The organism is Prosthecobacter debontii (assembly GCF_900167535.1).
In the GTDB taxonomy this organism is placed as follows: Bacteria; Verrucomicrobiota; Verrucomicrobiia; order Verrucomicrobiales; family Verrucomicrobiaceae; genus Prosthecobacter; species Prosthecobacter debontii.
The window spans coordinates 163,248-185,170 of the sequence record NZ_FUYE01000001.1; the positions used below are offsets into that span (position 1 = coordinate 163,248).

16 protein-coding genes are annotated in these 21,923 nt (G+C 58.3%); 8 read left to right on the forward strand and 8 right to left on the reverse strand.

Annotated elements, in window-relative coordinates:
* Positions 1-46 precede the first annotated feature (46 nt).
* Positions 47-1,327, forward strand: a complete 1,281-nt coding sequence (locus B5D61_RS00660; protein WP_078811373.1) for a dihydroorotase — start codon at positions 47-49, stop codon at positions 1,325-1,327.
* Positions 1,328-1,396: 69 nt separating this feature from the next.
* On the opposite strand, the gene B5D61_RS00665 is transcribed toward B5D61_RS00660, so the two are convergent.
* Positions 1,397-3,631, reverse strand: a complete 2,235-nt coding sequence (locus tag B5D61_RS00665) for a protein kinase family protein (protein ID WP_078811374.1) — start codon at positions 3,629-3,631, stop codon at positions 1,397-1,399.
* 87 nt (positions 3,632-3,718) lie between these two features.
* Positions 3,719-6,133 carry a VIT domain-containing protein gene (locus tag B5D61_RS00670; protein WP_176159151.1) on the reverse strand — a complete coding sequence of 805 codons (2,415 nt, stop codon included), beginning with the start codon at positions 6,131-6,133 and terminating at the stop codon, positions 3,719-3,721.
* A gap of 188 nt (positions 6,134-6,321) precedes the next feature.
* On the opposite strand from B5D61_RS00670, the gene B5D61_RS00675 reads away from it, so the two are divergent.
* From B5D61_RS00675 to B5D61_RS00695, 5 genes are all read left to right on the forward strand, one after another.
* Positions 6,322-6,729 carry a DoxX family protein gene (locus B5D61_RS00675; RefSeq protein WP_078811376.1) on the forward strand — a complete coding sequence of 136 codons (408 nt, stop codon included), beginning with the start codon at positions 6,322-6,324 and terminating at the stop codon, positions 6,727-6,729.
* Between the two features lie 131 nt (positions 6,730-6,860).
* Positions 6,861-8,264 (forward strand): ABC transporter permease, encoded by a 1,404-nt coding sequence (locus B5D61_RS00680; protein WP_078811377.1) that lies wholly within the window; start codon positions 6,861-6,863, stop codon positions 8,262-8,264.
* Between the two features lies 1 nt (position 8,265).
* Entirely contained in the window at positions 8,266-9,741 is a 1,476-nt protein-coding gene (locus B5D61_RS00685) for a hypothetical protein (RefSeq protein ID WP_078811378.1), read from the forward strand.
* The gene (locus tag B5D61_RS00690; protein ID WP_078811379.1) at positions 9,738-10,628 is read left to right on the forward strand and encodes a DUF58 domain-containing protein; all 891 of its coding nucleotides are present in this window, start codon (positions 9,738-9,740) and stop codon (positions 10,626-10,628) included. Before B5D61_RS00685 ends, B5D61_RS00690 begins: the two co-directional genes overlap by 4 nt.
* An 87-nt stretch (positions 10,629-10,715) precedes the next feature.
* A complete protein-coding gene (locus B5D61_RS00695) occupies positions 10,716-11,135 on the forward strand; it encodes a response regulator (RefSeq protein WP_176159152.1) in 420 nt (139 codons plus the stop codon).
* 25 nt (positions 11,136-11,160) lie between these two features.
* Here the strand turns inward: B5D61_RS00695 and B5D61_RS00700 are convergent, their stop codons facing one another.
* The 3 genes from B5D61_RS00700 to B5D61_RS00710 form a co-directional block, all read right to left on the reverse strand.
* Positions 11,161-12,942 (reverse strand): hypothetical protein, encoded by a 1,782-nt coding sequence (locus B5D61_RS00700; RefSeq protein WP_139372975.1) that lies wholly within the window; start codon positions 12,940-12,942, stop codon positions 11,161-11,163.
* 118 nt (positions 12,943-13,060) lie between these two features.
* Positions 13,061-14,431 (reverse strand): tetratricopeptide repeat protein, encoded by a 1,371-nt coding sequence (locus tag B5D61_RS00705; RefSeq protein WP_078811382.1) that lies wholly within the window; start codon positions 14,429-14,431, stop codon positions 13,061-13,063.
* A gap of 4 nt (positions 14,432-14,435) precedes the next feature.
* Positions 14,436-14,639 (reverse strand): hypothetical protein, encoded by a 204-nt coding sequence (locus tag B5D61_RS00710; protein WP_078811383.1) that lies wholly within the window; start codon positions 14,637-14,639, stop codon positions 14,436-14,438.
* Positions 14,640-14,752: 113 nt separating this feature from the next.
* Here B5D61_RS00710 and B5D61_RS00715 point away from each other — a divergent pair, with 113 nt between their 5' ends.
* Together B5D61_RS00715 and B5D61_RS00720 are read left to right on the forward strand one after the other, a co-directional pair.
* The gene (locus B5D61_RS00715; protein WP_078811707.1) at positions 14,753-15,931 is read left to right on the forward strand and encodes a Gfo/Idh/MocA family protein; all 1,179 of its coding nucleotides are present in this window, start codon (positions 14,753-14,755) and stop codon (positions 15,929-15,931) included.
* Between the two features lie 16 nt (positions 15,932-15,947).
* Positions 15,948-16,862, forward strand: coding sequence for a sugar phosphate isomerase/epimerase family protein (locus B5D61_RS00720; RefSeq protein ID WP_078811384.1), 915 nt, complete (start codon positions 15,948-15,950; stop codon positions 16,860-16,862).
* A gap of 13 nt (positions 16,863-16,875) precedes the next feature.
* On the opposite strand, the gene B5D61_RS00725 is transcribed toward B5D61_RS00720, so the two are convergent.
* From B5D61_RS00725 to B5D61_RS00735, 3 genes are all read right to left on the reverse strand, one after another.
* The gene (locus B5D61_RS00725; RefSeq protein WP_078811385.1) at positions 16,876-18,591 is read right to left on the reverse strand and encodes a chloride channel protein; all 1,716 of its coding nucleotides are present in this window, start codon (positions 18,589-18,591) and stop codon (positions 16,876-16,878) included.
* A gap of 194 nt (positions 18,592-18,785) precedes the next feature.
* Complete coding sequence (argS, locus tag B5D61_RS00730) at positions 18,786-20,540, reverse strand: arginine--tRNA ligase (RefSeq protein WP_078811386.1); 1,755 nt, start codon at positions 20,538-20,540, stop codon at positions 18,786-18,788.
* 147 nt (positions 20,541-20,687) lie between these two features.
* Entirely contained in the window at positions 20,688-21,899 is a 1,212-nt protein-coding gene (locus B5D61_RS00735; RefSeq protein WP_078811387.1) for a glycosyltransferase family protein, read from the reverse strand.
* Positions 21,900-21,923 lie beyond the last annotated feature (24 nt).

Here is a 21,923-nt window from a genome sequence, read left to right on the forward strand (position 1 = left end):
CTCTTGCCTCTCCCCGTCAGCGCGTCATCATGCACGCATCTCCAGCATGAAACGCCTCTACCGCCACGCCCAGATCGCCGCCGAAGACTCGCTCCAACTCATGCGGGGTGATGTGCTTGTGGAGGGAGACCGCATCCTCGGTGTGGCCGAGTCCATCACCGGAGTTTCAGACGTGGAAGAGATCGATTGCACGGGACGCATTCTCATGCCGGCCATGTTTGACATCCACGTCCATGCGCGTGAGCCCGGCCAGGAAGACAAGGAAAACATCGCCACCTGTGCCGAGGCCGCCATCAACGGAGGTGTCACCGGGTTCGTCATGATGCCGAACACCAATCCCGCGATTGATAACGCCGGCATCGTCCGCACGGTCTTGGAAAGCGCCCGCCGCACTCGCATCGGTGCTGGCATTTATCTCGCGGGAGCCATCACCAAAGGGCGCAAAGGGGAAGAGCTGGCAGGCATCGCCGGCATGAAGGCTGCGGGAGCCGTTATGCTCACCGATGATGGTTATGCCGTGGATAATCCCCAGGTGCTACGCCGCGCCATGGAGTATGCGCGGGATTTCGATATCCCCCTGGCCAGTCATTGCGAGGTGAAGGAGCTCAGTGGCAAAGGCAGCATGCATGAGGGGAAGGTCAGCTACTCCCTCGGCCTGCGCGGCATCCCCGCCATCAGTGAGGAGATCTGCATCTCCCGGGACATCCGCTTGGCGGAATACACCGGCGTGCACCTGAACATCCAGCACGTGACCACGGCGGAAGGCATGGGCACCATCAAGCGGGCCAAGGACCGCGGCATCCGCGTCACCTGCGAGATCGCCCCACACCACCTCATGTTCAATCACGAGGACATCGGTGACTACGACACCAACTTCAAAATGAATCCCCCCCTCCGCACCCCGGAGGACAATGCGGCTCTTCTCCAGGGGCTGAAAGACGGCTGGTTTGATGTCATCGCCACCGATCACGCCCCGCACACGCCTTTTGAAAAGAATCAGGACTTCGCCAGCGCCCCCTTTGGCATCACTGGGCTGGAGACGGCGCTGCCGAGCCTCTACGACCATTACATCTCCAAGGGAATCCTCGACTGGAGCTTGATCGTGAAACGCTACTCCGCCGAGCCCCGCCGCCTCATGAAGCTGGACCCCGTGCCGGTGAAGGAGGGCGGCATCGCCGAGTTCATCCTATTCAACCCCAGCCGTAGCACCACCTTCACGCCGGAGTTCATGAAGTCGAAGAGCCGCAACACTCCTTTTATCAATCAGACCCTCCAGGGCCTTGTGGAGCGGGTGATCTATCGCGGGCAGGAACTCCTGGTGAGGTAAATCCAGAGCGGTAATCTGTAACGCCCCATCCTCTCTTGGGTCCACCACCTGCCGACTTGGGGTTTACCCCTATTGCTCCAGTTCCTTCTTCAAACCGGACTTCGGCGGCTGGAGCAGACCTCCACTGGCGGCGCTGCCAGTGTCTGGGGGCAGATCAGGGAGGGTTATTTGGGGGGCGGCGGGTCCGGTTGGAGGCTCGGGCGGCAGCGCTTTTTTGACCGTCGCGGGGGCCGGGCCTGCGGCTGGGATGGCGGGCTTCACTTGCGCTGCGGGTTTCGCCGGAGCGGTGGTTTTACCGGTTTTTAACCAGAAGGCATCCCCGGAAAGGTGGGCCAGCAGGCCGCCCAGAAGCATGGAACCGCCCAGGAAGACGGCGGCACGCAGCCAGAAGGGCACGAAACCCTCCGGCGGCAGCAGCACCTCCTTCGGATGCACGGTCGGTGGGGCATCGGCAGCGGTCTTGGCCCAGTCGTTGGGCTGGCCTTTCTCCATCACGGAGGTATCTCGGAAGAGCACTTCGGCGAAGCCGATGGTGGGCTTCTCCGCAGGCGGGGTGTAACCCTGGGTCAGGGCCATGAGCGGGCCTGTGGCCTCGGCAGATGCGGCGGGGCTCTCGCCAGCTCCGGCAGAGATGGAGCGGGTGCGCGGCGGGGTGGCCTTGGGCTTGGGCTCGACCACGGGAGTGGGCTCTGGCTTCGGGGGGACAGCGGGCTTTACCGCCTCGTGATGCTGGAGCAGGCGGGTGTATCGACCGAGGAAGTCTGCCCGGCTGGGCGAGGCGTTTTTGCCCGAGATCTCATCGTCAAAAAGTCGGGATAGAGCCTCCCGCTCGCGCAGGTGTCCCACGGGCTCCGAGGTGGGGCCGGGCACAGGTGTCAGTCCGGTGAGGAAGCGCCCCACGGCGGAGAGCCAGGCGGAGGTCCAGGGACTCTGACCGGCGAGCTGTGCTGGCGGTGTGAGCACGGCGGGGTCCACACCGCGCCCGGCCATGGCGGCCAGGGTGGGATGAGCCCGCAGCAGCATGGAGAAAGCAGGCCATTCATTGAGGGGCGTCAGCAGCAGTTTGGCCGTTCGGTGGTCCTCGCGGGGGAATCCGGTGAGAATGAAGATGTCCTCCAGGCGCAGCTTACGCACCTGCAGTCCAGATTTCTCCAGGCCATCCAGCGCGCCGTGCAGGCTGGCCAGCACGAGGTAGGTCTCATGCACACTCAGTGTGTGGCGCTCCCGCAGCAGATCCGCCAGGCTCACGCCCTCAGGCACGTCCTCGGCGAGGCAGGTGATGTCCTCCGCCTCTTGTAGCATGACCACGGGGATGAGACCGGCGAAGTCACGGCTTTTGGCCAGTTGCAGCACTTTTTCATCCAGAGGCTTCACCTGGGCACCAACGAGGCGCGGCGGTGGGATCTGCTCGACGAGCACGGTGCGGCCGGTTTTCGTCAGCACGCCACGCATGGAGTAGGGGCTGCTCATGTCCAGGCGCTGGCTCTGGATGCGAACGAGATTCACCACCCCACGGGCCACCTCCTGATAACTGGCGAAGTGGCTGGCCAAAAGCGCCCGCGGTTTATGCGCCGAGGGGATCTCACCGCTGAGCTGAGCGGGGATGAGCTTGTGCAGGGTGCCCTTTAACTCCCGCATCGCCGCCACGGTGCCGCGATCCGCGACCAGCAGGCAAGTCTCCAGCAACTCCGTGAAATCGGGCCCGGACACCATCTGATCCGCCGCGGGGCCGGTGACTCCACGCTCCTGGAAAAAACCGCGCAGAAGCCGGGCAGGTTTCTCAAAGGGGGGCTTCAGCGCCGGTTTCTTCGTCGCGGCCAGGAGGCGGTAGTCGGCCACGATCACGTGGATCTGCTGCGGGGCGCTCTGCACCACCCTCAGGCTGGTAAGCACATCCTCCGCCACAGCATCCGCCCGCTCCACCAGGGCCTGCACAGCCTCCAGCGCCCGGCAGGCCACCATGACTGCCAACCAGCCGGGGATATCCGCCTGCCGACTGAGGTAGGCTCGCAGAGGCTCGCCGTCGACGCTGCCCGTGATGTAAAAAGGATTGCCCTCGTCCTCACCGAAATCCCCCAGCCGAGCTAACAGGGGATGACCTTGGGCCTGAATCGTGCGGCAGGCTTCCTCGAAAGCGGGCTTGTCGGCCAAGGGTTCCAGCAGCACGTGACAATGCACAAACTCCTGGCGCTCGATGTCAAAAGCCAACACAGCGACCTGATTCACATCACGAATCAGTTCGATATTATTTCCGTCCGCGTCCTGGACGATTTGATAGTGCCTGAAGAGACTGGGTTCCGGCATGGGACAGCGTGAGGGAGAAAGGATGGTGCCAAGTGTCCGCCCTGAGTGCAGGTTTTCAAGAGCGGAGTCTGTTTTAATGCATTGGTTTTAAATATAAACACTTCTTGCAGGTCTGGCGCGCCTTCTCTGCCACACACATGCGGCGGCTCCAAAAGTAAGAAATAAGACTTTGGATGGCTCGGGCACGCCATGGGGAATTTGCGGCGTGGAATTGGGATCGACCGGTTTCAGCCCCGCTTGATCATACTGCGCCTGAGTTTCTAAAACGACGGCTCCAGAGACTGCTGAGACCATCTGATGTTGGGCGGCTTCTTGGGCGAGGAGTTGGGTGTCTTTGCCACTCTGGTAGTCGGTCAGGACTTGCTGAAAGACGGCGAGGCGGGCGAGGTGGTCCCACACGGGGTGAGCTTCGGCCGCCGTGGGGGCACTCGACTGCCAAGAGAAAGTCCATTGAGAGTCCTGCTTCCTGCCGAGGGCTGTCTGGAGAATTTTTTCCAAGCTGGCCATGTCAAGGCATCGCCCATGAGTGTGGAGTTGCACGTGGCGATAAAGCTTCTCAAGAAGGCGGTTGGGGCCCGGCTCTAAAGCGATCGCATGGATTTCAGGCACTCGGCTGGAGCGTTCTAAGATTTGTTCCAGACTGGTGGTTTCAGTAAAGCTGAACGGCTGCGGTCCATGCAGCCAGATGACGGAGACGGGATCCGCATGTTCGCGTGCTGAGATGAGCGCTTGAGCCAAAGCGGGAGCGTTGTCGCGGCCACCGACAAAGAGGTTAGAGAAATCGGAGGCAGTGACCTCCTTGACGGAGATTTCCCGGAAGCCTGTATCGTTCGGCAGGATGATGTGCATCGGTTGGTATTCGGAGAATTTGGAAATCACCTTTCCCAGGTCGCTTGCCCACGGATGGAGAGAGGCTGAACTGTCCACGACCCAGATGGTTTTAGCCACAGGCCGGGCCGGTTTGGGTTGCCAACGAGCCACCACGAAAGGAGGCTTGGTTTTCTCATAAGGGTCTTGGGTCCAGACAACCGGGTAAGGCGGTGTGGAGGTATGAAAAGCGAGCTGGGTGATCTGCGCGTCGGGCACATCTTGTCGCCACGTGTGAGTGGCTCCCTCCTGCACCATTGCACCGGGCAAGCTGCTGTCGAACGGCGTCGAACTCTGCACCCACAGGGTATGTTTGATCTGGGTCGAAACAGCGAAGTTGCGCTCAACGAACAGCGGCGAATGCAGGTTGCCACCTTCGGAGAGCGGAGCGGTGATCCCCAGCCGGATCTTCATGATCCCTTGCGCAGGAACGGGAAAACACTGGGTCGTCACCCGATCAGGCCCGACCATATTGACCAAGACTGGATCACGCTGAGCCTGGACCACGGCTTGATAGGCGGCTTTCACTTTGGCCTTGGCGGCGAAGGCAGCTTCACGGGGTTCGCCATTCACCCACAGGGTCAGGCGAGATACAAAGGCATCGGGTGGCAGAAGGATTTGACAGCGTGCCTCTTGGTTTCGAGTCTGTTGATTGGAGAATTCAATCGTCCATTCTCCATAGGCCAAGCCCGAGGGGGCATCCAGGTGCCAGTCCAAGCGCGAACTATGCAGCGAAAGCCCCTTCAGGCGCGCTCCCACTTGATCGCTGCCTTGGTCACTATCCCATTGGAATTCGTCCGCCCACCCTTCCTCATCGCGTCTTCCAGGCAGAAATAGATTTTGGCGGTCTGGAGATTTCTCTGAAAACTGGCGACCATAAACACGAAAGTAAAGATCCCTGGCCAATTCGGGGCCGATGGAGGAACCCTGCCAAGAATTATTGCCCCCGAAAGCCCGCCCGCTGAGCAGCCAGAGTCCAGGGCTGGGAATTTGGAGGGATCGGCCATAAGCAAGTTCTCGCAGTAGTGCTTCATCTCCCCAGGCCCGTAAGGCCTGCGCGCGAGCTCCCTTTTGCTCCAGGGATTCGCTCTCAGAACTGCCCGTCAAGCGAGCGTGAAAAATCGCCAAAGGAGTTTCGATGGCAACGAAGAACACCAGGGCCAGGCCAGCTCCTATCCACGCGAGCGGTCTCGTTTGCTCAGGGGATGGTGGCAAACAACGCCGCGCCTTCCACAGTGCCAACCAACCCAAGAGTGGCCCCAGCGTGGCAAAGGGTAAAATGGTTAGGAGGGGCTCACGATGAAAAAAAAAGATGCTGAACACAGAGAACAAAGCCGCAAAGTGGCTAAGAAGTGCTAAACAACAGGTATAGATGGATCCGCTCACCCACGCTGCGCCTAACAATAGCCGATGCCAAGGTGAGGTGGGTTTTTCAGGATGGTGGGAGCGAAGCCAGGCAAGACCGCAGGCGAGAGGGACGGTAAACGTCAGCAGCAAGTGACCCCAGGTGGGTAAAGGATCGAAGAAGGTGGATCGGCAACTGCGTGACAGCAGTTCCACAATAATCGCCAAACAGGGCCAAAAGACCCCAAAAATCAGCAGCCATACGGAGCGCTTACGGGGTGGCGTCGGCATCGGCGCTGGCGGGCTGGTTTCTTCCATACCGGTCTGTCATGTGAATGAAAAAGATGTTCAATCGGGATCCTCGAAAAAAGAAAGAAAGCCTGGGTGATCTTTCTTAATGCAACCGTGACGGTTTATTCGCATCGGCATGCCTTTTCAACTTGCCGCAGACCTAAGTGCTGCCGCATTGTCCGGGCCTTATGCTGAATCTCCTTCGCCTTTCCTTCCTGCCACAATCCACTGATTTCGGGTTGCTCATCCTCCGCTGTGCTTTGGGATTTCCGATGATGCTGTTGCACGGGTGGATGAAGTTTGAAAACTTCAACACCATGGCCCCGAAGTTCCTGCCTCTCTTCGGTCTGCCTTCCAATGTGAGCTTGGGGTTGGCGATCTTTGCCGAGTTGGTCTGCTCGGGTCTTCTGGTGCTGGGGTTGTTCACCCGCTTCGCCGCACTCAATCTGGCCATTACGATGAGCGTGGCCTTTTTCATGGTTCACAAAGGTGCTTTCACAGGTCCCCAATCCGGTGAACTGGCGTATGTCTATCTCGCGGGTTTCGCGACGCTCTTTCTCACCGGCGGCGGCAAGTTTTCCGTCGATGGGAAATGAGTGAGGATGGCCTCAAGAAAGCGCAGAAGACTCAGAGAAGATGAGATGGAAAGGTTGCGCTGCGAAGACAGGCAAATGCTGCAGATTAACCCTATCCCCTTGCGCCTTTTTGCGGCTGAAAATCTCCCTGCATGACCACAGTCGCTCAGCTCACTGATTTTTCGGATCGGCTTTCGCCCATGGTGGTGAAGGAGCTGCGGCAGGGGCTGCGCACGCGGTTGTTCGGTGGCGTGATGCTGGCTTTGCACGCGCTGCTGGTGCTCATCACGCTCATGACAGCCTCGTCGACTGGTGGGCAGGCGCGTGGGCTGATGGATGGTCTGGTGAGCTTTACGCTTTGCTTGATCTTTCCGCTCTGCGGATTCTCAGCCCTGGCGGGGGAGATGCAGGCCAATACTATGGATATGCTGGTGCTGACCCGGCTTTCCACATGGCGGATCGTATTTGGAAAATGGGCGGCCATCATCGTCCAATCCCTGCTGGTGACGATCAGTGTGGTGCCCTATCTGGTGGCACGCTATGTTTTTGGGGGATCGGAGCTGGGCGCGGATTTGGTATCGCTCTTTCAGCAGTGGATGATCAGCATCGTGCTGACGGCTGCCGTGGTAGCTCTTTCGACGCAGAAGCATTTTTGGTTACGCGCATTGATCCTTGGGTTGCCGCTAGTGATCACTGTGTTTGGTTCGTTCGCTCAGATCATCATCGGCATCATGGGGCGGGCGACTTTCTCCTCGGGAGTGCAGCCGCAGTTTTTAGGCTATGTCTCGGCGGTGGCGGTGACGGCTTGGCTCGTCTTTGCCCTCTTGAGTTTCGGGGCTTCACGCATCGCCCCAGCCTCCTCGATGCTACCCGTGAGGAAGCGACTGGTGAATCTGGCGGCGTTGATCGTGCTGTCAGGTCTGGCTTGGTGGGTGGACCCGGTCGGACTGGTGGGGGTGATGATGATGGTGCTGGTAGTGGCTTCTCTGGATGCCATGACGGATGACGTGAATAATATCCCCTCGCTGTATCTGCCGTTTTACCAGCGGGGTTTCGTCGGCCGACTGGTGAGTTGGTTTCTCGCACCAGGCTGGATGCACGGGTTTCTGTATTCGCTGTTGCTGTTTGGTGTGTGCTCAGGCTTGCTTCTATGGCTGCGGGGTGGGGGGGATGCGGCGAGGTTATGGTTGTTGGGGGGCTGTCTATGGCAGATGGCTTTATTCGGTCATATCCTGGCGATTCAACGCCGGGGGGAATATCTGGGAGCTTTTTTTGCCGGGCTTTGCATTCAGCTTCTATTGACGTTCTTGACGGTCCTGGTGGTGAATGTGTCGAAGTTTAAAACGGACCTCGAATGGGTTGCGTGTGTGATGCCCTGGAATGCCTTTGGTGCTCCTTCGAAACCCTTCGTGGGTCAGTGGTCTTACTTTCAGGTGGGGGTGATGCTCAGCACGCTCTGGCCCATTTTTTTGACGCTTCCGGCTCTGCTGGCTTTTCTCCGCACGCGCACCGCCCGTAGGCAGGCGCGGCAGTTCGCTCTCTCCTCCCATGAATAGCATGCCCGTGCCTCTCCTGCGTGACTTTAGCGACCGCCTCAGTCCGATGCTGGTGAAGGAACTGCGGCATGGTCTGCGCACGCGGATTTTTACCTCCATGCTGATCGTATTCCAGCTCGGCATGATCTTGCTGATCAGCACGGTGATGATGGGGGCACCGATGGAGGTGGTGGGCACCTTGTTCTGGAGCCTCAGCCTGCTGGCGCTTCTGGGGGCTTTCCCTCTGCGTGGGTTCAATGCGCTGACGAGTGAAGTGCAAGGTGGGACGCTGGACATGCTGCGGCTCACGAGCATCCCAGCTTTCCGCATTGTGTGGGGAAAGTGGCTGGCCCTTTTCTGCCAGGTGTTGCTGCTAGCGGCTTCCTTGCTGCCTTACATGGTGGCGCGTTATCAGTTTGGCGGGGTGGAGGTGGCGCAGGAAGCCTTGGCTCTGGCGATGGCGGTGCTGATCTCGGCGATTGCCACGGCGGCCTATGTGGCCCTTTCCTCTCAGCGCTCTCTGGTTCTGCGCCTCTTTCTCGCCGCAGGAGTCATCGGGCTACTGATGCCCGCGACGGGGGTGATCTTTGCCACGACTTACAGCACCTCTGGTGGGCAGCTCATGCAGGCGGTGCTCGGGCTCTCGGGACTGGAGATCGCTGGCCTTTTGATCGGCGGCATGGTGCTGACAGCGTATGCCGTTTTCACCTTGTTAGCGCTGGCGGCCTCCCGCATTGCGTCGATTTCAGAAAATCACAGTACTTGGAAGCGGCTGGTGCATCTCGCCATGATCAGCCTGCTGGTGCTGATCAGCGCAGCCTTGGTATTCCATTCAGAGGCGGTGGCTGCCATGTGGGCTCTGGTCCCGACTTTGATCCTCACGCTGTTCATCGGCATGGATGTGATGACGGAGGACATGCCTCCTTTTGCCACCGTGATAAAAAAAGAAGCGGAGTGGAGGAGATTTCCCCGTTTCTTGGCCCGCTTGTTTTATCCGGGCTGGGCCAGTGGTGTGTATTTTTACGGGCTGTTGATGACGGCAGTGTTGAGCGTCTTCGGCCTGCATATGTATCAGCATAAGTGGCACGCGCCTTCGGAACAAATTTTCATGTTCATCTGCGTCGCCGCCGTTCCTGTGGTGCCGGTATGCGTGCCCCTGAATAAGGACAACCGAATCGCTCAATGGTGCCGGGTGCAGATCTTCCTGGGCATCATCGGTGTGTTGATCAGCATCTTCGGTGACTTGGCAGCTTTGGGCACACTGACGCCTTTGACAGGTCTGATGGCGAGTTTTGCGAACTATGTGGAGAGGGGGAGCACATTGGCGGTCTCGGCAGCCATCGGCGGTGTCTGGCTGATCGTTGCCATGGCCCACGCTAGGATGGAAGGCTTGCATTACCCCTATCTGGAGAGTGTGGTCGATAGCCTTCGTCTGGAGGAAAATGCTTCACCTTCATCCACAGCTTCCCCAATCGCTCCTGCCCCCCCGGTATCATGAGGGCGACCCTGAATACAGATGAATGGCGGGCGCTGTTAATTCAGGCGCGAGAATGGGCGCGGGTGCTGAAGCTGCCGTTCCGCCGCCAACGCTGGCGCGGGCAAAGTGGCGAGTTCCAGGGCACGGGTGTGGGCAGTAGCTTGGACTTTCAAGATCACCGCGCTTACATTCCTGGAGATGATCCCCGCCAGATCAATTGGCAGGCCTATGCCCGCACGGGCACTTACACCATGAAGCTGTATCGGGAAGAGGTGCGTCCTCTGGTTGATCTTGTGGTGGATGTCTCCCCTTCCATGGCGGCCTTTCCTGCCAAAGGCCAACGGGTGCAGGAACTGGTGGCCTATGCTCTAGAGGCCAGCCTGCAAGCTGGGGCTGCAGTCCGCTGTTTCTGTATTAACGGAGCCGACCATCGGCACGTGGAACTGGAGGCGATGCTGGCGGGGCGTTGGCAGGAAGAGTGGGTTGGATTAACCAAAAGCAAGGCGGAGATGCCTCCAGCCTTGTCGCGGGTTCCATGGCGGGCTGGAGCGCTGCGTCTGTGCATCAGTGATCTACTTTTTCCTACCGAACCCGAGCACCTCCTGCTGCCGCTAAGTCAGAACAAGGGTCGCGGGATCGTGTTCGCCCCTGCTGCGGCTGAGGAGGCAAACCCTGACTGGGATGGTAACTATGAGTTCGAGGATGCGGAGACCACCACGCTGCATGAGCGCCGGGTGGAGCCGGATCTGCTTCAACGTTATTTGCAGGCTTACACTCGGCACTTCGAACTCTGGAAAGGCGCGGCGATCAAGCATGGGGTGGCTCTTGCGCCGGTCTCTGCGGAAGGGGATTTTCTCACAGCGTTACGCCGAGAAGGCATGCCCAGCGGAGCGGTCGAGACCGCTTGAAATCGGGATAAATGCCTGATGGCCACACAAGAATCTTACAGGATCGACGGTGGTAGTTCGGCGCGGATGTTTATGTTCGGGATCACTATGGCACCGCTCATTGTCATTGATGATCACCCCTCTGTATTAAATTTGATTTCCTCCGTCTGCCGCGCTGAAGGGCATTCGGTGATGGCTTTCGATAACGGAACCGACGGGCTCGATGCGATCCGGGAGTTTTTCCCGTCTGTCGTGCTCGTGGATCGTGAGCTCGGAAGCGTGGACGGTTTGGACATTGTCCGGGAAGTGCGGGAAATCTCGCCCAGCACACGCTGCGTGATGGTGACGGCATGCTCGGAAACCCGTGATGTCGTTCATGCGATGCGCCGGGGAGTTTACAACTACATCACCAAACCGTTTGAAGCCCAGGCCATCTTGGACGCGGTCCACGAGGCACTCACGGAACCTCAAGAGATCCCCCTGGTGAAGCAAAAGCTCGTCATCGTCTATCCAAAGCAGGCGGCCTAAAGACTGACGTTGGAGAAGGAGCGCATCATTCCTTAACGGTGCGTGGACGGTCGGTGTAGAAAGTCATTTGCAGACTCAGGTTTTCCTTCGGACCCACAGGAATAGCAACGAGTGGCAGCGGCACTTTATAGGGGAAGCCGGGGCGGGCTGGGAACTCACGGTCAAAGGCTACCATGGGGCCGCGGAAAATGAGATCCGGCCACTCGCGATAGGGGCCACTGAGGGCCTCATGCACATACTCGACATGACTGCTGATGGGCGTGATGACGAAACCCGCGACTTTAGCCCCTTGCGCTTCGGCGAGGGTCTTCATGGGCTCAAATTCATCCCGCTTGATGGGGATCCACACCGAGGGAACATCCACATACCACGCGGTAAACCATGGCGCGTCGGCAAAGAGGATTTCTCCTGGATCGAGCAGTTTGTTCAACAGCGACACATTGGCGGGGACATAAGGGGGCCAATGTGGGTAGATACGGTTGCGCATCGTCATGCCCAGCTTGATTTGGGCGGGCAGGACATTCAACAGGGGCAGTGAGCTGATGCCCACGGCCATGAAGGCGTATCCCAGGCGCCCCCAGGTTCCCCCAGCCATGGGATTCAGCCGAGCCCAGAGCACCGCCAGCATGGCGGCACCGTAAATGCTGAGTGCAGGCACTAACGTGAGGTAAAGTTGGTTATCATCCAGTCTCCCTTCTGGAAGGCCGATGAAGCCCATGCCGAGGGCGGTGGCCAGGAGCAAAGCGCCGAGAGCGCGTTTGACGGCGTTCGTCTCAGCCCGCCGGAAGCGATGCATGAGGGCGAGGAAGAAACAGACCGCAGGAAAGCTGTAACCGAATTGCGTGCCCAACTCGCCGAACTGGGTCTGCCAATTCAGCAGCAGCTTGCGCAGCATCTCGGTCACCTGCACTGGCGGCATGCCCAGGGAAAATTGGCGTTGGAGTGCCGTGGCATCCAGATTCAGCAGATGGGTCTGAAAGATCGCCTTCGCACCTCCCAGGGGATCACCGCAGGCCTGTTGAATCCACCAACCCCAACCGGTCAGAGCCAAGATCGGGATTAATGCCACCCTTATGGAGAGGGAGCGCTTTTCGGGTAGCGCCAAAACGACGGCGAGGACCAAGCCGAGCACGAGCCAGATAGCCAGCCAGTGGGTGAGCGCCATGAGGGCAGCGACCATGCCCAGCAGAAAGAGCGTTCCCCCGGAGGAACGGTCCTGGTGAGCGGCTAGGGAGGCGGACACCAGCAGGCGCACCGCCAGAGCCATGAGAGGCATCAGCAAGGCGACCGCGCTGCCGCTGACGGCCAATTCCCAGAGCGGTTCACATACCAGCAGAACGGCCACCGTCACTCCAGCGATGGTGTCATCGAACAGCTTCCGGGCTGAACCGTGAGTCCAAAAAAGAGTCAGTAACAGACCTGCGGCTCCGATGCAGGCCACGGCCCTATCCAGCAAGAAAATGGCGCCATTTTTACCAGGTTCATAAGTCTGATGGCGATGCAAGAGCTTGAAGACCGGAGCCAAGAGCAGAGGCTGAAGTGGCGGCTGAGTAATGTCCGGCATAGCGGCCGGGGCAGGGGACCTGCCCGCCTGCGTGAGCACGGCCCAGGCATAGGGGCGGATGACTTTGGTCTGGAAGGGGTTTCCTCGCGCCATCTCTCGGGCCATCTGTGCCTGCTCCATGCCGGTGGCGCTGCTGAGGCCTCGAAAGGTGATGAAGACATGCGTGAGGGCCATGCCGATGGCGAGGGCATAGAACGCCAACCGAAACAGCGGATTGCTGGAAGTAGGCGATGGGTTCGGCATGGTCCGGCAAAGATAGCCTTGGTTAAGGTGAGTTGGCAATCCTGCCCCGCAAACAAAAATCCCTGATCCACGTGGGTGGACCAGGGATGCTGAGTGGAATGAGAAGCGGTGAGGCGGATCAGGAGTACGAGGACTCCACGCGCTTAGCCACATCGCGGTAGCCGTAGTCGGCGTTGTAGATTTCCTTCAGGGCTTCCAGATACTGCTCGGCTTTGCCCATCTTCTCGCTGACCAGGGCCAGTTCATAGAGGATCTCTTTCTTGGTGTTGTCCATGATGGCCAACTCCTTGGAGGCATCCAGGAAGGCGCTTTGAGCCAAGTCGTTCATGTTCTTTTTCTCGAAGCAACGACCCAGCAGCAGCATCGCCTTGATGCGGATGTTGGGGTTGCTCTTCGCCTGCTGAAGCTCAGGGATGGCTTCAGTGAACATGGCGGCATTGAAGTAAGCCTGACCCAGGTCATAACGCAGGGCCTTGTCAGTGGGGTTGCGCTCCACCCTGGCGCGGCACTCATCAATGACGGAAGAGGCCCGCTGACGACGGATTTCAGCGAGTTGAGCCCGTTTCTCTTCAATGTCAGGTGCTCCTGGATTGGACTCAATCTCGGTCTCCATCTGCTGGATCTGTCTTTCCTGCGCCTTGTCACGCACCATCTCGGTGCGGCGTTGCAGGGCCACATCCCCAGGATTCAGGGTCAGCGCGTAGTCGTAGAACATCAGGGCGCTGTCGATCTGATCCAGCTCTTCATAGAGTTGCGCCATGCTCTTCACCGAGTTGATGTTCGTCTGGTCCTGGTTGTAGAGATTGATGAAGTGAGCCAGCAGCGATTCCGTCTGCTCCTGTGTGCGGCCCTGCTTGTTGAGCATTTCCAGCAGGTTGGCTTCGTCGGAGTTCTTTTTGACCTTGTTAAAGTCACCATCCGAGCCCCAGCCCTGACGCAGAATGGAGGAGCGCGCGGCTGCATCCTTCTCCCCCTTCATGGCGTTGAGGTCGCGTGGGTCAAGCTTGACGATGGCACGATAGACTTCCCCCGCCTTCTCCGGCTCATCGTGGGCCATGTAGTGATTGGCCAGGTTGTGCATCAGCTTGGTGTTATCCGGCTGACCCATGCGGATGGTTTCCAGCGCAAAGGCGGCTAGCTGCGGGAATTGCAGCTTCATCGCGATATCGTAAAGCTGCTGATTGGCCGAGACGTTGAAAGGGTCCTTTTGGAAAACGTTCTCTTCCAGATCGGCGATGGCTTCCCATGGATCCTTCTTGGAGCCACCTTTGAAGAGGCCGCCGCCGAAGCTAAATTTACGCCCGCCTCCTACCGATTCCCCCTCAGCACGGCGCAAGATCATGCGGCCATCCAAGAAGCCGGGCTCTTCTTTGACAATCGGCAGCACGAGGCTGACCGCATATTCCCAGTTCTTCTGTTCAACGGCGAGCAGGCCCTTTTTCCACAGGTTCTGGTGCTTGGGTTGCAGTTCAGTTTCCTTGACGATCATGATGCTATTTACGAGGCGGGGGGTTGACTGGGGTGTCCTTGCTGGCAGGCGCTTCCTTGGTGGAAACCATTTCCGTCAGAGTCTGCCACTCTTCCTGCACGCCATGACTGAAGCCCTTCATGCTGAATCCGTGCTCAAAGAGCACCATCCAGCAGAACGAAGCAGCCAGGAAAGCAAGAAGCCAGAGTATTTTAGAGAGCAGACGCATGTCCGGAGAAAAATTGAGATTACAAATAAACTGCCCTCAGCGTCCAGCACAGAGTTTTTTGTTTCGAAAACCCACACTTGCATCCCTGGGGCGGGCTGCGGCAGCATGCGGGCATGACTCCTCTCCACCACCTGCGCGCCGGTATCATCGGCACCGGCTTCATCGGCCCCGTCCATATTGAGGCCCTAAAACGCCTTGGCGTCCAGGTCACCGCCATCTGCGCCTCCACCTCCAGCGCCCGTAAAACCGCCGAACAGTGGGGAATTGACGAAGTTTATGGAGATTATGACCACGAGGCCATGTTTGCCAGCCCTAACGTGGACGTGGTGCACATCACCTCCCCTAACAATGTCCATGTCGAGCAATCCCTGGCTGCCCTGGACATGGGCAAGCACGTGATTTGTGAAAAACCACTCGGCATGACCAGTGAAGAAACCGCCCGCGTGGTGGCAGCGGTGAAAAAGGGCGGGAAAAAAGGCCCCGTCTTTGCTGTGAACTACATGTGCCGTTTTTTCCCTGCGGTGCTTCAGATGCGTGCCCTGGTGGAGCGAGGAGACCTGGGCCAGATCATCCATGTGCAGGGTCACTTTTTCCAGGACTGGCTGCTGCATCAGACCGACTTCAACTGGCGTGTGCTGGCGAAGGAAGGTGGAAAACTGCGCGCCGTGGGGGACATCGGCACCCACTGGATCGATGCCGTCAGTTTCATCTTGGGGGCCAAAGCGCAGAGCGTGTTTGCCCACATCGAGACCTTTCACAAAACCCGCCTTCGCCCGAAAGGCCAAGTGCAGACCTTTGCCAAAGTGGACCCCAAAAAGATGGAGCCCTACAAGGTGGATACCGAGGACTTTGGCAGCGTGCTGCTGAAGTTTGGCAATTCCAAACATGGTTATGCCAACGGCGTGCATGCCAATGCCAGCATCTCCCAGGTGGCTGCCGGATGGAAGTGCAGCCTCGCGCTCGGCATCTATGGCACTAAGGGCAGTGTGCAGTGGGATCTTCAGCAGCCGAATGAAATCATCGTCGGTCGGCGCGATCAGCCTAACCAAATCTTGCAGCGTGCCACTCCGGGCTTCGATGTGGATGTGGCGAATTTTACCGACTACCCCGGCGGTCACCCCGAGGGCTTTAGTGATGCCCATAAGATGCACTACCGCGCCGTGTATGAGCACATCGCCAGTGGCAAAAAGATCCCGGCTCTTTTCGCCACCGCCGAAGACGGACATCACGAGGTGAAACTGTGCGAGGCCATCCTGCAAAGCAGCAAGACCCAAGGCTGGGCTAAGATTTAATCGATTCCGACGGCTTATGAAACTCGGCTTCGTATCCAATATTCTCCTCGAACTCTCCCTCAGCGATGTCCTTTCCTTCGCGGCTCATGAGGGCTTTGCCTCGGTCGAGATCTGCTGCTGGCCCGTTGGCAAGGCGGATCGCAAGTATGCCGGTGTGACACACCTAGACGTCACCACCCTCACCCAAGCTCAGGCGGATGATACCCGCTCGCTGTGTCAGGATCACGGTGTCAGCATGAGTGCCTTGGGTTATTACCCGAACATCCTCGATCCGAATCCCGGGGTGTCCAAAGCTGCCGTAGCTCACTTTAAAAAGGTGATCAAAGCCGCTCCGATGGTGGGCTTGGACACCGTCACCGGTTTCATTGGCAAAGATTGGACCAAGACCGTGGATGATAACTGGCCTCGCTTTCTGAAAGTGTGGAGGCCCATCCTCCAATACGCTGCCGACCATGGCGTGCGTATTGCCATCGAAAATTGTCCCATGCTCTTCACCCAGGATGAATGGCCTGGGGGTAAGAACCTCATGACCACACCCGCCATCTGGCGCCGGGCCTTTCATGATCTAGACATGCCTAACTTAGGATTGAACTATGATCCCTCTCATTTCGTGCTTCAAGGCATGGACCCCATCAGCCCGTTGGCCGAGTTCAAAGATCGCCTGTTCCATCTGCATGCCAAGGACATGACCATCGATCACAAAGCCCTCAATGAAGTGGGCCGTTTTGATTTCACCAAGAACTGGCACCTGCCGCGCATCCCCGGCTACGGCGAGGTCAATTGGGTTGCTTTCATGGCCGAGCTCACTCGTATTGGTTACGAAGGCCCCGTGTGCATTGAGGTCGAGGACGAAACTTTCGGCAAACACCTTGATGGCCGCATGAAAGCCCTCAAAGTCAGTCGCAACGTGCTCGCGCCGTATTTTGGGTGATGAAGTGAGAAATTTACCCCTGCTCCAATCCCTTCCCATAGGCCATCTGAGCACGCAGCAGATCATGCAGGGTGACTACGCCTAGCAGGGTGTCTTTTTCATCCGTTAACACCACGATGCCTGCATTGGACTCTAGAAGGCGGGTCTGAATATTGACGATGCTTTCGCGTGGATCGCTGCTAATAGCGGGCTCAAGGTCCACTGGTGTATTGGTTAGCAATGCATGCTCCATCTCACGCCGCGTGAGAATCCCACTGAGACGCCCTTCCTGCATCACGGGAAAATTAGCAAAAGGATGTTGGTCGAAGGCGGCCTTCAAAGTCGTGGCGGAGAGATCCGAGATGACAACCGGGTGAAAGTTGGCAATCGCTGAAACGGGTAGTTGCTGCCATGTCTCCAAATCCCTGGGGGGAATGATGCGTTCCAGATGATGTCCGTCTTGCTCCAGAATGGCTTCATAAAAATTGCTTCGCTCAAGGCGGCGACTGATGGATTGACTGACCAGCACACCGAGCATGAGCGGGAGCACGAGGGAAAACTCATGCGTCATCTCGAAGACGATGAGAATTCCCGTTACAGGTGCACGCACCACAGCTCCCAAGCAGGCACACATACCTACCACGGCGAGCACCAAAAGATCGCCACCCTCCAAGGGAACGACTAGGCTTGCGACACCAGCGGCGGCGAGGCCCGCCATCCCTCCGAAGAACAACGTGGGGGAAAAAATGCCGCCACAACCCCCACAGCCATAACAAAGAATAGTTGCGGCAAGTTTTGCCACCAAAAGTAAGAATGCTATCTGCCAGCCAAGATGGCCTGAAAGTGCATCCGAAAGATCTCGATATCCCAATGAGAAGACTCCCAGATGCCCTGTGTATCTCCATACCAAGATGCCGATCACCCAGGTCAATAGTGCTCCGATAACAGGCAGGCACCAGCCTGGCACGCGTCTCTGTTGACGACTCCATTGACGCAGACCTAAACTGGATTTCTGAAACAGTAATCCCGTCAGTGCTGCGCAAGCCGCCGCCCAAGGTGTAACGACATAAACCACCCAGCTCACAGATTCTCCAGGGATATCCATGTTAAAGGCAGGCTCTGCACCGAGTAATCCATGAGCCACAAGGGCTCCCACTACGGAGGCCATGAGGATGTTGCCCAGAAAACGGCTGTTGAGATCGCCAATGATTTCTTCCAACACAAAAGTCACCGCAGCTAAAGGAGTATTGAAAGCCGCTGCCAGACCTGCGGCTGCCCCAGCGGCCGCAGGCATTCGATGTTTTATTTTCGCGACTCCGAGCCGTTCGGCGATCGTCGAACCGAGCACCCCAGCCAACTGTACGGAGGGCCCCTCCCTCCCAAGGCTCATGCCGCCACCGATACTCGTGACGCCTGCGATGAATTTCACCAACATGATGCGCGGCGACGTCCAGCCAAACTCTTTCCAAAAGGCCAGCTTAAGCTGGGGAATGCCGCTGCCAGCCGCTTCAGGGCAGATCTTCACGAGCCAACCCGAGAGCAAAGCTACCCCTAACATCAAAACTAGCGTTCGCCACATGAAGGTCTCTGGGGCGAGTTCCGCCCACGCTTCAAAGGTATGCAAATAGAGTTCATGAATCCCTGTGTGAAACGCCACTGCAATACCTCCTCCGGCGAGGCCATAAAGGACTGTTGCCAGATACAAGCGAGTGCGAGGTGGCAAATGAGCCAGCAGTCGAGCAAAGTTCATCTTTTACCCCAAGCACAACCTGCCCCTGAGTCCACCATGGATTATGTGCGTATTCCCCCGATGAGCTAAAACGGCCCCCTCATCCTCATCTCAAATTAAAGGAGGGTGTTGGTCTTGAATGCACAAACCCGTCCAGACCAAACGCGGGATTCGTTAGGCCATAGGGGAGTTGACTGGAAAATCTGTCAAGGACACTACATGCGCTCTGTGGTCTGGATGCCGAGCAGGCCCAGGCCAGTCTTCAATACGCGACTGGTGGCTTCACAAAGCGTGAGACGGGTGTTACGCACCGTGCCCTGGCTATTGAGCACGTGGCAGGCTTCATAGAAGCTGTGGTAGGTATTGGCCAACTCATAGAGATAGGTAGCCAGGGTATTCGGACGGTGATCGACCAGCACGTCATGAGTTGCCTCAGCGAACTGGGCCAGCTTCACCGCCAGAGCGATCTCCGCAGGTTCGGTCAGGACGACATCTGCCGTCAGGGTGACATCGCTGCCCTCTAGCTTGCGGAAGATGGAGCGAGTGCGCACATAAGCGTTGATGAGATACGGCGCGGTATTGCCCTGAAGGGAAAGCATCTTATCCCAGCTAAACTTGTAATCGGTGAGACGATTCTGGCTCAGTTCCGCATACTTCACAGCACCGCTACCGATGATGTGAGCGATCTCGTCTTTCTCACTATCGGTTAGGCCTTGATCCTTTTCATCCGCAGCAGCGCGAGCACGCTCGATGGCTTCATCAATGACTTCCAGCAGACCGACGGTTTCGCCGCTGCGGGTTTTGAACATCTTGCCATCAGGTCCCAGAATGCTGCCGAAAGCGATGTGCGTCATCGCGGTCGTGTGGCCCATGCGATGAGCCGTAGCGAAGACCTGACGGAAGTGAAGCTGCTGCGGAGCACCGACGACATACCAGATCTCATCGGCCTTCCATTCTTTGACGCGGTAATCAATGGTGGCGAGGTCCGTGGTGGCATACAGGAAACCACCATCGCTCTTGCGAATGATCGCGGGTGTGGGTTTCCAGCCATCGCCTTCTTTGACCAGGAAAGGATCGTCCTTCGGATCGCACTGACCATCGCTGAAGATGACCGTGGCCCCTTCACTGATAGTGGCGATGTCGCGTGCTAGCAGATCCTCGACGAGAGGTGCCAGCGCATCGTTGTAAAAGCTCTCGCCCAGGTAGTGATCAAACTGGATGTCCAGGGTGCCATACACTTTCTCGAGCTGCTCCAGCGTCAGGCGCACGCACTCCTTCCAGATGCCGAGGTTTTCCTCGTCACCCTGCTGGAGCTTCACCAGTTCACCCTTGCACAGCACCAGCACGGATTCGTCTTCCTTGGTCTTGGCATTGATGAGCTTGTAGGTGCGCACCAGTTCATGGATGGGGTCCTTCTTCAGCGCTTTATGATCCAGTTCGGTCTTCCAACCGTGGATGATCATACCAAACTGCGTGCCCCAGTCCCCCACGTGATTGTCGGTGATGACCTTGTGCCCGACGAAACGTGCGACACGGGCGAGGCAATCACCAATGAAGGTGCTGCGGATGTGACCCACATGCATGGGTTTGGCGATGTTTGGTGCGCTGAAATCCACGACGATGGTCTGCGGCTGCGTGACCTGGATGACATCGCACTGAGCGCCCTGCACCACAGCCTGGATCTTCGTGCTCAGGGCCGCAGGGCTGATGCGGAAATTCAGGAAACCGGGGCCGGCGATGCTGACGTCACTGCACAAGTCCTCGGCGGAAAAGGCAGCCTTGATCTGCTCCGCCAGTGCACGTGGATTGGTCTTCAGTTGCTTAGCCAGGATCATGGCCGCATTGCTCTGGTAATCGCCAAATCGAGTATCCGAAGCCAGCTCAACGGTGACCTTAAAGCCCTCGGGCAGGGCGATACCTGCGCTGGTGAAGGCGGCTTGAAGACGATCAGTGAGAACAGAGCGAAACATGGGGTGGCGAAGATAGCCACATCCGAGAAAAGTCGAATGGGGATTGCAATAGCCACTCAGAGTCACTCGCCGAGTAGTTTTGTTTGCGAAGGATGATCTAGATCGAGTGCTCTACTTCTGACAGGGCTAGATCGATCTTCATCCATGTCATAGAGCGGCGGCCAGCACCTGCTCCTTCAGACCCGGGATCTGCTCCAGAGCTTGCGCGGGGGAGAGGCGCATGCCGGGGACGTGCAACCCCTCTTTGGCCACCGTGGTAATCAGGGCCTCCAGGGCCTCGGTGAAGGAGCGGATGGCAAAGGATTCGTCGGCTGGGTCAAAGTGCAGGCCATTCACCAGCGCCACATGCTCATAGCGCTGCATCCACTCCGGGGCACGATGATGGGAGTAACGCTCCAGCACGAGGCGCAGGAGAGACTCGGCGGCGCGCTCCTCGGCGTCTCTCAGGATCTGAAAGGTGAGGCAGCGGACCACATCTGCAGCAGCGGCCACGAGGCCGGGCTCCAAACCAGCGGTGCAGAGCTGGCGGTGGCGGTGCTCGAAGTGGAAGCCGAGGTCCACCTGACACTGCTGGGCGGGACTGAGGTGCCGCTGAGACTCACACAGCATGGCGATCTCCAATCCCCAGGCGGGCGGCAGGCTGAAGCGGCTGATGGTGTCGAGATCACCGGCAAACTCCCCCGAGAGGGGATACCGGAAACTCTCCAGGTGTTGCAGCAGCGGCTTCGCGCCGAGCACGTCCTGAAAGGCCTGAATGAGGGGGAAGATGAGCAGACGGGTGACGCGGCCGTAGAGCCGATCCGCCACACGGCTGTAGTAGCCTTTGGCAAAGCTGTAGCCCAGACGCGGATGAGCGATGGGGAAGGTCAGCTTCGAGAGAATGGAGGAGCTGTAGTTCAGGATGTCCGTGTCGTGACTGATGACGATGCGGCTGCGGCCTGCTGCGCGCAGGTAGGTGAGGCCCATCCAGATGTTGGCCCCTTTCCCCGTATAAGTGCCATCGAGGCCGGCCTCCTTCAGACGGTGATGGGCGGCCTGAAGAGCGGGGCCGTCATTCCACAGCAGGTGCACTTTTTTACCCCCGGTAGCCTCCCGGCATAGGTCCAGGGCAGCAGGCACCTGATCCTCCGTCATGCCATTCATACTCAGAACCAGCTCATTCAGGTAGGGAACCTGGGAGACCTGCTCCAGGATGGCCGGTAGGGCGGGCCGCTGAGTCTCGGCAAAGAGCGCGGGCAGCAGTAGCGCTACGGGTTGATCTTGAGTGAGGTCCACCAGCTCAGCATCCCGAGCCGTGGTATCTGGAGTCGCCAGATGATGGAGAGTAGGGAGTCGTGCGTGCTGGTAAAAATCCGCCATCCTTCAGTGTGTCTGTCCTATGCG